Source organism: Vibrio olivae (genome assembly GCF_042428525.1).
Lineage (GTDB): Bacteria > Pseudomonadota > Gammaproteobacteria > Enterobacterales > Vibrionaceae > Vibrio > Vibrio olivae.
Genome location: NZ_JBHMEP010000001.1, coordinates 725,383 through 737,990 on the forward strand (window position 1 = coordinate 725,383; position 12,608 = coordinate 737,990).

Annotated in this window: 13 protein-coding genes; 8 read left to right on the forward strand and 5 right to left on the reverse strand. The window is 45.1% G+C overall.

Annotated features, from left to right (window positions below; translation table 11 throughout):
- Window positions 1-66 precede the first annotated feature (66 nt).
- Entirely contained in the window at window positions 67-513 is a 447-nt protein-coding gene (locus tag ACFFUV_RS03410; RefSeq protein ID WP_390189689.1) for an HPP family protein, read from the forward strand.
- A gap of 21 nt (window positions 514-534) precedes the next feature.
- Window positions 535-960 (forward strand): P-loop nucleotide/nucleoside kinase family protein, encoded by a 426-nt coding sequence (locus tag ACFFUV_RS03415; protein WP_390189690.1) that lies wholly within the window; start codon window positions 535-537, stop codon window positions 958-960.
- A 121-nt stretch (window positions 961-1,081) separates the two neighbouring features.
- On the opposite strand, the gene ACFFUV_RS03420 is transcribed toward ACFFUV_RS03415, so the two are convergent.
- The 4 genes from ACFFUV_RS03420 to ACFFUV_RS03435 all read right to left on the reverse strand — a co-directional run bounded on the left by ACFFUV_RS03420 (window position 1,082) and on the right by ACFFUV_RS03435 (window position 4,918).
- The gene (locus ACFFUV_RS03420; RefSeq protein ID WP_390189692.1) at window positions 1,082-1,885 is read right to left on the reverse strand and encodes a Cof-type HAD-IIB family hydrolase; all 804 of its coding nucleotides are present in this window, start codon (window positions 1,883-1,885) and stop codon (window positions 1,082-1,084) included.
- 205 nt (window positions 1,886-2,090) lie between these two features.
- Complete coding sequence (locus tag ACFFUV_RS03425) at window positions 2,091-3,026, reverse strand: bile acid:sodium symporter family protein (RefSeq protein WP_390189695.1); 936 nt, start codon at window positions 3,024-3,026, stop codon at window positions 2,091-2,093.
- Window positions 3,027-3,175: 149 nt separating this feature from the next.
- Entirely contained in the window at window positions 3,176-4,051 is an 876-nt protein-coding gene (locus ACFFUV_RS03430) for a DMT family transporter (protein WP_390189698.1), read from the reverse strand.
- Between the two features lie 21 nt (window positions 4,052-4,072).
- Complete coding sequence (locus ACFFUV_RS03435) at window positions 4,073-4,918, reverse strand: LysR family transcriptional regulator (RefSeq protein WP_390191819.1); 846 nt, start codon at window positions 4,916-4,918, stop codon at window positions 4,073-4,075.
- A gap of 185 nt (window positions 4,919-5,103) precedes the next feature.
- On the opposite strand from ACFFUV_RS03435, the gene ACFFUV_RS03440 reads away from it, so the two are divergent.
- Window positions 5,104-5,751 (forward strand): glutathione S-transferase family protein, encoded by a 648-nt coding sequence (locus ACFFUV_RS03440; protein ID WP_390189700.1) that lies wholly within the window; start codon window positions 5,104-5,106, stop codon window positions 5,749-5,751.
- Window positions 5,752-5,806: 55 nt separating this feature from the next.
- Here the strand turns inward: ACFFUV_RS03440 and ACFFUV_RS03445 are convergent, their stop codons facing one another.
- On the reverse strand, window positions 5,807-6,571 hold the full coding sequence (locus ACFFUV_RS03445) for a DNA/RNA non-specific endonuclease (protein ID WP_390189702.1): 765 nt from the start codon (window positions 6,569-6,571) through the stop codon (window positions 5,807-5,809).
- 1,042 nt (window positions 6,572-7,613) lie between these two features.
- Between ACFFUV_RS03445 and ACFFUV_RS03450 the strand changes: the two genes are divergently transcribed.
- From ACFFUV_RS03450 to ACFFUV_RS03470, 5 genes are all read left to right on the forward strand, one after another.
- Complete coding sequence (locus ACFFUV_RS03450; protein WP_390189704.1) at window positions 7,614-8,168, forward strand: sugar dehydrogenase complex small subunit; 555 nt, start codon at window positions 7,614-7,616, stop codon at window positions 8,166-8,168.
- A gap of 26 nt (window positions 8,169-8,194) precedes the next feature.
- Window positions 8,195-9,784 (forward strand): GMC family oxidoreductase, encoded by a 1,590-nt coding sequence (locus ACFFUV_RS03455; protein ID WP_390189705.1) that lies wholly within the window; start codon window positions 8,195-8,197, stop codon window positions 9,782-9,784.
- An 11-nt stretch (window positions 9,785-9,795) separates the two neighbouring features.
- Window positions 9,796-11,178 carry a c-type cytochrome gene (locus tag ACFFUV_RS03460; protein WP_390189706.1) on the forward strand — a complete coding sequence of 461 codons (1,383 nt, stop codon included), beginning with the start codon at window positions 9,796-9,798 and terminating at the stop codon, window positions 11,176-11,178.
- 157 nt (window positions 11,179-11,335) lie between these two features.
- Window positions 11,336-11,956 (forward strand): suppressor of fused domain protein, encoded by a 621-nt coding sequence (locus ACFFUV_RS03465; protein WP_390189707.1) that lies wholly within the window; start codon window positions 11,336-11,338, stop codon window positions 11,954-11,956.
- 12 nt (window positions 11,957-11,968) lie between these two features.
- The gene (locus ACFFUV_RS03470) at window positions 11,969-12,550 is read left to right on the forward strand and encodes a DUF938 domain-containing protein (RefSeq protein WP_390189710.1); all 582 of its coding nucleotides are present in this window, start codon (window positions 11,969-11,971) and stop codon (window positions 12,548-12,550) included.
- The last annotated feature ends 58 nt before the right edge of the window (window positions 12,551-12,608 follow it).

The following is a 12,608-nucleotide window of genomic DNA, read 5'->3' on the forward strand; positions in this document are numbered from 1 at the left end:
ACAGAAGGGGACAGACTTGTCTACTTTAATGGGGAGACAAGTTGGTCTACTTTGAGGGAGAGGATAATGAACCGAGTTATGTTTCCACTATTTGCTGGGCTAGGTGCAGCAACAGCGATTGCCGTATTGGCGCTATCTCAAGTTGAACTTACGGATATCGCTTTATTGATGGCGCCTTTTGGCGCGACAACGGTCTTGGTGTTTGGCGTCCCAGACAGTCCATTAGCTCAGCCCAAAAACGTCATTGTTGGGCATATGTTGACGGCATTAATCGGTGTGATCTTCAGTCAATACGTTGGTACGACACCGTGGAGTTTAGCTGCGGCGACAGGGCTTGCTGTGAGTGCAATGTTGTTAACCAAAACAACCCATCCACCGGCGGGAGCCAACCCACTATTGATCATGTTAACTGGGCAAAGTTGGGGCTTTTTATTGACCCCCGTCTTGTTTGGCGCGGTAGTTATCGTGCTCATTGGAAAAACTATGAGAAAGTTGCAACGTCAATGGGGATAAAACTCGAGGCAAAACAACAAAATGGCAAAGATCTTTTTCATATGTGGATTTATAGGCAGCGGTAAGACTCATGTCGCTCATCAGCTTGCCAAGCAAACGCCCGCATTTCGATTTACCATCGACGAGTGGATGATACCGCTGTTTGGAGAACACATGGAAAGAGAAGTATTTGATGGCCACTTAGCGACTTTGAAGGAGCTATTTAAACGTTCTTCCCTAGAGTTGCTAGCGCTTGATGTCTCCGTCGTGTTGGATTTCGGCTTTTGGACGCGTAGAGACCGAGCAGAATTCAGGCGTTGGGCTTTAGAGCATCAAATCGAGTATGGGTTTGTGTATTTAAATACTGATTTTGATACTTGCTGTAAGCGAGCCCTAGCAAGAAATAAAACGCGTCAATTACACACCGCGTATGAGATGAACCCTGAGTATGTTTTGGTCTTGGTTTGAACCGCCGGTGGGTGAGGAGTTGACAACCATGCGCGTCATCAATAACCGTTGCTGTTAAACCAAAAAAGGCTGACATGTTGGTATCATTGTCAGCCTTTTGGTTATCTCTATGGATGCCTGCTTATGAGGCATCGATCAGTTGCTTGAGGACCTGAATAACTCCGCTTTCTTTGTTACTTGGCGCACGGAATCGGGCATATTGTTTAACCCCTGGGTGCGCATTTTCCACTGCGTATGAGTGGTAGCTCTGCTCTAGCATCTCAACATCATTAAAGTAATCACCAAAACTCATGGTTTGCTCATAGCTGAACCCTAAGCGTTTTTGGAGTTCTTTGATGGCAGCGCCTTTTGAAGCACTGGCATCCATCACATCAAGCCAAATTTTAGCACTAACAACAACTTTGTGCGTTTCACCAAATTGCTGGTTAATCGCTGGGAACACGTGTTCTTCCGTCCCTTCAAAATGACATAAAGCAATCTTGATAAATTCATCATCCACGTTCAGTAAGTCATCGACCAACTCACACCGATGATAGTAGTTTTGTACTTCTGTATTGGCTTTTTGATCTTGAGTTTCAATATACGCAGAGCGCTTACCACATAATACAATATGGGCATTGGGAATTTTTCGTGCTTCTTTGATGATCGCGATAACCGAAGGTTTATCTATCGGGTTGCTGTAAAGCTCTTCACCTTTATGAATGACAAATGTTCCGTTTTCGGCAACAAACATCATCCGATCTTTTATCGCGTCAAAGGTGTCGAGAAGGCTATAGTACTGGCGGCCAGAAGCGGCAGCAAAAATAATCCCTTTTTGTTCAAGTTTCGAAAAAACGTCAAAGAATTCGGGATCCAATTGGCCGTGTTCGTTAAGCAGGGTGCCATCCATATCGGCTGCTATAAATTTAACTTGGTTATCTGACATTTGCGCTACTCATGATGAAAAACAAAACAGCTTAAAAAGCTAACGAGAACCTGTGAGTATGCAATTGCAAGGGGAGGAGATGCAAGTGTTTATGATACGTGCTTGATGGTTTAGGTTGAATCTGAACCTTCGTTGGGAAAAGAGGACACAATCCATTCAGCCAATCACAAATGCGATTGGCTGGATAGGCATATTGGTCAGTAAATTATGCGTTTGCAGCGGCTTGCTGCTGAGAAAGTTGGCGTTTTGACCAAAAACCGGCGAGCAGCGAACCGCTGATATTGTGCCATACCGAAAACAGTGTCCCGGCAATCGCGGCGGTTGGGGCAAAAAATTTCATCGCCAGTGCGGTGGCTAAACCTGAATTTTGTAGGCCAACTTCAAATGCAATGGTGCGACATACTTTTTCTTCAAACCCCAGTTTTTTACTGATGAGGTAACCTGCGCCTAAGCCAATCGCATTGTGCAAGACAACCGCAACGGCGACCAAAGGACCGACCTCCACTAACTTACCGGCATTCAGAGCCACGACAATGGCAATGATAGCAATAATCGCGAACATCGATACCAAAGGAAGGATAGGGCTAATGCGCTGAATAGGCTTATGTAACAAGCTATTGATAACCACGCCTATCAGCACCGGCGCGAGAACGACTTTTACCAAACTCATGATCATGCCAGCCACGGGAATATCCACCGCTTGTCCTGCCAGTAATTCGACCAGAAGTGGGGTAAAAAGAACACTCAGTAACGTGCTGATGGCCGTCATGGTGATTGATAAAGCGACATCACCTTTGGCTAAAAAGCACATTACATTACTGCTGGTTCCTCCTGCCACACACCCAACCAAGACCAATCCTACGGTTAAGTTAGCATCGAAGTTAAGTAAAGTGGCGATCAGCAAAGCAACCAGCGGCATCACGCTAAATTGTAAAACGACGCCAGTGGACACCGCTTTAATGTTGGTTAGAACATTGGCAAAGTCTTTTGGCTGAAGGGTTAAGCCCATTGCTAGCATAATAATGGTGAGCAGTGGAACTATTTCGGTCTTAAACCCGGTAAATAGGTTGGGTTGGAAGAAAGCGATGGCAGATAAAGCCACTGCCCATAGCGGAAATAGTTGAGTTATTCTATTTATCATTCTCGTGTACCTGTTATTGTATTTGCAGCTCACATACTATTAACAAATGAATAAAAATGCACTGATATTGTTTGCTAAATACTGCTGAAGGTGCCGACACACGAATTGATGGCCACTTTTCCTCTGTTTAGCTTCCATCTCTCGCAGTGTTAATGAAACATCACCAATACGGCGGCGACCGCGACAAGACAAAGTGCAAAAAAGTCTTTGCGGCGCGCTCGTTCTTTGAGCCAAAAAGCAGAAATCAGCATCATAAAAAAGATCTCGATTTGACCTAAGGTTTTGACATACGGCACGCTTTGCAGTGACATCGCACTGAACCAGCCAAGCGATCCTAAAAAGCTCATTAAACTGGTCAACATCACGGGGCGGCGCAGGGCGAACATTTTGCCAAGAGTCATACGATCTCGCATCAGCAAATAGCTAACCAGAATAAGCGTTTGCAGAGTAATCACGGAAAACAAAATCCATGCCGCACTATGAGGGAAAGGCAGGTGGAGACTTAAACTGGCTTCTCTGACCCACAGCGATGTAAGTGCAAACGCGCTACTGCAGGCCAAACCGATAATCACGGTTTTTAGCGAAATGTGTTTAATTCGCTCTGGTGAACTGAGTATGATCACGGCAACACCACCCGCAAACACACCAAGCCAGCCCCAGTAAGTGAGTGTTGTGCCAAAAAAGAGGGTGCCGAGTAGGGCGGCGACTGGCGCCTCACATTTGGCGAGGCCGGCCCCGATGGCAAAGTTCTTTTGTTTAAATAGCAGCACCATCAGACCTGTTGCGACAATCTGCATGACCGCGGCCGCGATAACAAACGCGCTTGAGGTGAGCGTCAATGTGGGCAGTTCAACTGGCTGTACTTGATACAGTGTCACTAAATAGATGAGAGCGAGTGGGCTTGCCCATAGAAAGCGCGCCAATGTGGTCCCTACCACGTTGAGTTCACCACTTAATTTGCTCTGTAACGCGTTGCGCCAAGCCTGACAAAATGCAGCAAAGCATGTAAAAATAATCCAGGTCATTTCACCTTCCGACATTCATTTTTAATGACTAATTATGTGATTACACTCGTCACTTAACTGCTGTAAAAACGCTTGAGTTAGCAAAGGGTGAGATTTTGCGCTGACCGCTAACACCACATCAACCGCGGGAAGTGGTGGCATTGTTTCTAGAATGCTAAGTCCTTCACCGAGGCTCAGTCGTCCCATTGCCCCAATGGCGAGCCCTGAACGAACGATGGCACGCTGTGCTGAAGCCGTATTACAGCTGGCTAATAATTGGTAGTCAATGCCACGTTTCGTCAGGCTATCAATCGCGGCGGCATGATATTTACAGTCAATTTGAAACAGGGCTAGCGTTAAAGGTTGTGTGATGTCGAGGTGATAATGAGCAGCCGCGATCCAAACCCCTTGGTCACTGGTCAGCCAATATCCTTCTTCACTTTCTGGTGAGCGGGTCAAAATGGCTGCATCGAGCCTGCCATCATCGAGACCTTGACGCAGCGAAACACTGGGTTCGCTGTAAATCTGTATTGAGCAGGTCGGTTCTTTGCGTTTTAGTGCGGCGACCACATGAGGCAATACCGCGTCGTTATAATCTTCAGGGCACCCTAGACGTAATGGCGTCTTTGACTGAAACTTCTTGAGTTGGCCCAACGCAGAATCATGGCTGGTGACCAAGTGTTTAGCGTGCGAACTTAAGCGCAGCCCCGCCGGTGTCAGAATTAAATTTCGCCCTTCCTTTTCAAATAAGGCCGCTCCAATTTCATCTTCCAGTTTACGCATTTGGGCACTGAACGCGGACTGAGTACGATGAATCTGCTTAGCGGCGCGGGTGAAACTTCCCGTTTCAACAAACGCAAGAAAACTGCGTAATGCTTCGATATCCATATATTGACGATTTGGCAGGCGAAAGAATAGCTCAAAGCTATCTCTTAGGTTCAAAGAAAACAAGCTTTTATCGCTATTTGAACCCATCATTATTTTGAATAGCAGCCATCAAAACTATGCGCTAGTGGTCAAACAGGGTGAAGGATAACCTTAAATCAAGGTTAACGTACAAAAGGATGATTGAAATGAAGCTATATATAGGTAACCAAAACTATTCGAGTTGGTCTTTACGGGCTTGGCTGATTTTTGCTCACTATGAGTTGGAGGTCGATGTTGAAAAGCTTACGCTATTTAGTGCGCAATTTTACGACACACTTGCTGGCAAAACTCCGGCGGCAAAAGTGCCTGCGCTTATTGATGGTGACGTAGCGGTTTGGGACTCGTTAGCGATTCTTGAATACATTAATGAAGCGAAGTTGAGCCATCAAGCGTGGCCTGGCGCCATGAATGAGAGAGCGAAAGCCAGAGCGTTAGCCAGTGAAATGCACTCGGGTTTTTTCGCCATTCGTAATGAGCTACCAATGAATTGCAGAGCGAAACGTCAAGTCACACTCAGCGAGCAAGCTAAGCAAGAAATCGCTCGAGTAGACGAGATGTGGAGTGAGCAAATGCGAACTTTCCCAGAAGGGTGGTTATTTGGAGAGTGGTCGATTGCCGATGCGATGTACGCGCCACTCGCTTTACGATTTGAAACCTATCAAATTCCACTCTCGCCCCTAGCTCAGCAATATAAACATAAAGTGCTGACCAGCCCGGCAATAAAGTTCTGGCTTCAACAAGCCAGCGCGGAAACCGATATTGTTGAAGAAGATGAAGCCGGCGAACCGATTTAACCAGTTGCGAGGCCACCCTATGGTGGCCTCTTTGATTTGGATAAAACAGGCGTTTTTAACAGCCCAGTGGAGAAGACAAGCCGCCTAACTGACCTTCTACCGCTCCCTCTTTATAGGATTCTAGGCTCGGCATAATATTTAAACCAGACCGAGATTCGACTTCATCAACCGTGACTTCAAATGAACAATAGCTGCTACTACGTGAAGTATCTTGCTCCATGATAAAGGCAGAAGCTTCAACCCATCCGTTCACATCAGTAATAACGACTTTGAAATAGCCACTTGGAATGGTATGGCTCTCATCCGCTTGCGGCAACGAAGCAAAGTACCACTCGTAGAGTGGACCTGAAACCACATACACGTCTTGGCCTGTCGATACATAGCTGCGAACGGCCGATTCTAGACGTGCCCATGGGCCTTGGTTGAGGTTTGATGCTTGAGGAGTGATATTTGAAAGGTAGTTTAGCATCGCCCAATCCGACGTATTACTGAATGACGCCAAAGGAACTTGGTGACCACGGTCGGTACCTATGGTTGCGTGGGCATCTTGATAATCAGAAGGCTCGAGGGTCGCACTACTGCTAATCGACGGGTCTGATCGCCAATTACGACTGCGACTTGGTCCGTTAATGGTCGCTGGCGTAACATGGTAGGCGACCCAGTTTGCAAATTTGGTGCTGCTGTTGTTATTCAGAGTGTAAATTGAACGCTCAATGGTTTGTCCGCTTATCCCGGTTGGGCAATTATAAACGCAGTTTGCCGCCAGTGAGAATGAACTCCATAAACTGGCTGCTGTAAAACATAAAACTTTTAATTTCATCGTGACTTTCCTTGTTGGTTTATAGGGAGATTCCATAAAGCCAAATTAAGGTTAAGTAGCGATGAATGTATTGTTAAGCTTATTTCTGAGACGGTCTGTTACGGCGAGGCAATATTGTTATTGGTCATTAAAATTGTGTATTTTTCAATTTTAATCGACGTACACTAAATGCGTGGTTTATTTTGAAATATAATTTATAGGAGATTTTTCTACTATAAATATACAGTAAGGCTTTAGTTGATCGTTTAAAAGGCGTGATGTAATTTTTTGGATGATTACCTAACTTGTTTATAATTTGATATTGGTATGCTTACCTAAACTCATTCTAATGATTGAGTTATTTGACCACTCAATTAAACCATTGAATGAGGTGGGGGCAAGCTTACTTTCTATGAACTTTACACGAAGCTGCTGATGTTATCAGTTTTGGTGGTTTTTATCGTGACTCTTATCACTAGCTAGGTGAGTGGTTTAAATTACCTTATTTCATTCTGCAAACTTTTTATCAACTAAGTTGTTAATAAAACTTGCTTGCCTTTTTTAATTGCGCGTCTTGTTACTATTACTATTGGATATAAATGGACTTTATTTTTTGTCCGTCCCTGAACGTGTTATTGAGCATATAATTCGATGATAATGAACCTATCCAAAGAAGAAACAAAGAAATGGTCAATAATAATAAAATGCAGTTTGATACATGCTCATTTACTCATTTCGTTGGATTTGTGTATAACATTGCATTTTTGAAAACTTACTATTTAAAAATAAATTAAAGCAAAATTTAATAACTTTATAATTAGAAATGCTTGATAAATAATAAAAATTCTCATTTGTCTTGATGGAAGAATAAAGGTTTTTATTCTTAAGTTATTGTTTAAAAAGTTTATTTTAATGTTTGTCAGAGCAGTGTTTGTTTTTATGTAGGAGGATGTTGTAAAAAAGTTGCTGCATTGAGTTCTTTCTGTGATCTGAGTATTTTTTATTGAGCAAATAGATACAAATCAATAACTAATTAACAGTCTAAAGGATAGGTATCAACTTAATGAGCAATAAAAAACAGCAACAAGAGGCCACATTTTCCGCTCGAAGACACTTTCTTTCATCGTCTGCTGCTCTGATGGTGGCGGCAGCCTTCACTCCGAGTATCGCTTGGGCAGATTCGGCGCTTCTTTCCAAAGAGCAACGTCAATTTAGTCAATTAGCCCACTTTTTGACTGGGCAGTCAGCCCTGAGTGATGTCGTGATTCAGCGTGGCTTCGAGGCGTTGACCGCGCAAGACTCCGCATTCCTTTCCCATTCAGCAATGGCTTGGCAGAAAATTCAGCAAGCAAATCTCACGTCAGTCGATGAACTCAATGAGCATTCATTGATGCAGGATGATGCCTTTGCACAGACCGTAAAACGGGTAGTCAGTGCTTTCTATTTGGGCTACACCGGGACGCCCATCAGTCAAAGAGCCAAAGATAATACCCGCTTTGTTACTTATACCGATGCCTTAATGTACCAACCCACGTTGGATGCCACTGTCATACCAAGCTACTCGCGAGCACGAACCAATTATTGGGTCAATCCACCAGCTTCAATCGACAACGATTAATCAGTATCAATTAAGGAAGGTTCATTATGAGTAAGCACTATGATGCTGATGTTATTGTCATCGGCTCGGGTGCGCTTGGCAGCAATGCCGCGCACACTCTCGCCCAAAAAGGCAAGTCTGTCATTATTTTGGAGGCTGGGGAAAAAATTCCTCGTTGGAAAATTGTAGAAAACTTTCGCAATTCCTCAAAAAAAGAAAATTACAATTCGCCGTATCCCAATCAACCTTGGGCCCATCACTCTTACGATGATGCCTATATCGAAAATACCGGTTCGTTTGATTTTCGTCCGGGCATGCTTAAATTAGTCGGAGGCACCACTTGGCATTGGGCGGCTGCGGCTTGGCGCTACATTCCAAATGATATGAAAATCAAAAGCTTGTATGGTGTTGGTCGTGATTGGCCGATGGAGTACTCAGAGCTTGAACCCTATTATGTCAAAGCCGAATTGAACCTCGGTGTCTGTGGGTCAAACAGCGATGATCAAAGTGGTCAAGCTCAGCGGCCTTGGCCACCACGCTCTGCACCATATCCCATGGAACCTGAAGCGGAAACGTATTTATTTCAACGCCTTAAAGACCGAATTGGTTCACAGGGATTTCATTTTATCCATGAGCCTAATGCTCGGGCAACCAAGCCCTATGACAGCCGTCCAGCTTGTAGTGGTAATAATAATTGCATGCCCGTGTGTCCAATTGGCGCGATGTACAGTGGTCATGTCCATGCTCAACACGCTGAAGACAATGGCGCCAAACTGATTACCGACGCGACGGCTTATAAATTGGAGAAAGGCAGTAACGGGGATATCGTTGCTGTGCATTATCGACGTTCTACTGGAGAAGATGTTCGACTCACCGCTAAATACTTTATTGTTGCTGCTCATGGATTGGAAACACCAAAACTGCTGCTGATGTCTGATGTGGCTAACTCCTCTGACCAAGTAGGACGAAACTTAATGGATCACACCGGAGTCGGGTTGACCTTTTTGGCTGATGAGCCAGTTTGGATGGGACGAGGCGCAGTACAACAAGGTGGTATTTTTAATCGCCGAGATGGCGAGTTTCGTCAAGATTACGCAGCCGTTAAGCATGCGATCAGTAATGGTGTACCCAATATGAAAGTCGCAAGAAGGCTTATCGAGCAGGGTGTTTTCGGTAAGAAGCTCGATGAAAAAATTCGCCATCAAGCGGCCCACTGGGTGGAAGTCTCAACGGTGTTTGAAATGCTACCGCACGCCAATAATCGAGTTCAGCCCAACCCTGATCGTAAAGACGCACTCGGAATTCCGATGCTCAAAGTGAATTATGATGTTGATGACTATGTCGCCGCGGCTAAGCCTTATGCAATGCAAGATTTTGCCAAGTTTGTCGAACTGATGGGTGGCACGGTGATTGAAGATGATACTGGGTGGCAGAACCGTGACCACATCATGGGAACGGTGATTATGGGTGATGACCCCGCAGATTCAGTCGTTAATCATGAATGTCGAACTTGGGATCATAAAAACTTATTTCTAGCGACTACGGGCGTGATTCCTGCTTCTGGGGTCATTAATCCAACGTTGACGGGCGTGGCATTAAGTATTCGTGCTGCCGACATCATTGAGCGTGAAATATAGGAGCCCAAGATATGAAAAACGCCACCTTGTGGGTTATCAATATGTGCCTTTTCTGCACATCCTTTAATGTGCTTGCCGATAATATCGATACCTCATTGCTGGATAAAGGTCGTTACCTTGCTACTGCGGCTGACTGCACCGCGTGCCACACACAGCCGAATTCACAAGAGAAGCCCTATGCCGGCAATTACGCGATTCATTCACCAATGGGTGACATTATCGCCAGCAATATTACGCCCTCCGCTGAATTTGGTATCGGCAACTACACCGAGCAGCAATTTTCTGATGCGCTGAGAAAAGGCATCGCAGCCGATGGTCATCATCTCTATCCAGCAATGCCTTATACCGCCTATTCAGGAATGACGGATGAAGACGTACATGCCCTTTATTACTACTTTATGCATGGTGTGGAACCGATTGACGAGCCAGCAAAACAAACCGAATTAGACTTTCCATTTAATATTCGCGCACTGATGTTTGGGTGGAATCTGCTCTATGCCAATGATCAGCCTTATACGCCCGATGATACGCAGTCTGCCGAGCTGTCTCGCGGCCAATATTTGTCTGATGTTTTGGGGCATTGTTCTACCTGCCATACACCACGAAATAGCTTGATGGCCGAAGATCAAAGTCAATATCTGGCGGGCGCTGAGCTTGATGGGTGGTACGCGCCAAATATTACCTCAGATGCGGAATCTGGTATTGGTAACTGGTCATATCAGGATATCGCTCAATATTTGAAAACGGGGGACGTCCCTGGCAAGGCGCAAGCCGGTGGGCCGATGGCGGAAGCCATTGAGCATAGCTTTCGTCATTTGAATGATGGTGACCTGAACGCGATTGCTAAATATATTAAACAAGTGCCAGCAATCCAAACGCCAGTCGCTAAGACATTGACTAAACCGGTGACCTCGAGTGTACATCAACAGATAACGGGTCAAGGTGATCAGGCATCACTTGCCGATACGAGTGAGCAAGACGGTGGTCGTTTGTATCAGAATGCTTGTGCAAGTTGCCACGGACGTGATGGCGCAGGAACCGATGATCACTTTTATCCATCTCTCGTTGAGAATCGTACCGTGACGGCAGCCAAAGCAAATAATCTCATTATGGCGATCAGTGATGGCGTTGCGCGTCAAGGCAACCAATATGATGTATTGATGCCTGCGTTTAAACGTGATCTGTCGAATCAGCAAATTGCTAGCGTGACGAACTATGTTCGCCAGCGCTTTGGTCAAGTGAAAAGTGATCTTTCATCACAAGACGTTGCTGCCATTCGTCATGGTCAAGAAGCGCCATTTGTGATTCGTTACGCATCGACACTGCTGGTATCGGCATTGGTGCTTGTACTCATTGTTATTGGCGTTGTCGTTGTCTACCGTCGACGCAAATAATCGGGATTAAAAAGCGCCTAAAACTGGGCGCTTTTTTTATCGGTTGTTGTGGAGGGAATGACAATACGATCCACAAAGGTTTCGTTAACTAACTGAGCGTGTTCCGCCGCCTATTAATAACGGTGACATGATAGGTAATCCAAAGTGAGCGGGGATAATGAATCATTATTTAAACAAACAACTTGCATACTATGATCAGCATTTTGCATGCACGGCGTCGGTGGTGTTTGGCAGCCGCTGGTGGAAAAATCAGACGAGCGGTTTACCTGATATCTGGGTTGCGTTGTATCGTAAAGCGGAAAGCGGACGGGCGCATGATGTGTTGGTCACTCTGGGTATGAGCCAAGTTCCGCAATGTTTCCCTGCCGATTATCATGATGAAAAATGGTCGACGGAATTACTGATCTATCTTGAAGCGGTGACCGAGCGAGACATCCATTGGATGCTTTGGCTTGCCACGTTGCCATACAGTAACCAAATATTGCTTGGGTATGGAGATAGCATTGAACTGCCAGAAAACATGTATGAAGGTAGCGGTTTATCCACTTGTTTACTGATGTCGCCAGCCATTGAGATGGATAATAAGCTATTGGAGAATTTTGATGCGGCGCCATATCCGGTTGAACCGTTGTGGGTCGTCCCTGTTACTGAGGCCGAATCGGCTTTAAAACAGCAGCAAGGACTCGCGCCCATTTTTCACTTATTTCAACAAAATCAACATCCGCTAGTGCTTAATCGTCAGCGGTTGTGTTACCTTGCCCCCATAAAGCCAAACTAGAAAGACCAAGTTATGTCCAAACAATTTTCAGAAGCTTGTGAACGCAATAAATATCCTATCCTTACGCACTTAAAATCTCATTTTCGTACCGCTCGTAGAGTGTTAGAAATTGGCTCAGGAACAGGCCAGCATGCGGCGCATTTCGCGACTCATCTTCCTCATCTTGTTTGGCATACCAGCGATATGCCAAATAATCACCTCAGTATCCGCACTTATGTACGGGAGAAAGCATTAACAAATTTGGTTGAACCGATTGAATTTACCGTAGGTATTGATGCTTGGCCACTGGGTGACGTAGATGCGGTGTTTACCGCGAATACCACTCATATCATGCAGCCAGAAGAAGCGAAACTAATGATGGAATCAGTGCAAGCCGCGTTACCTGTCGATGGTGTGTTTTGCCAATATGGCCCAATGAAAATAAAAGGCGAATTTTCGGGGGATAGCGACCGCGAGTTTGATCGACAAATTCGTGCTCAAGGTTTTGGGGGTATCCGGGATTTAGAGCAATTGGTTGAATGGGCGAACGGACTGCGCTTAGAGCATGTTATATCAATGCCTGCCAATAACTTTTTATTAGTGTGGAAAAAATAACTGCGCGTTATCCATTTGGTTTACGCAAATATTAATTGACCTGAATACCTCGTCAAAA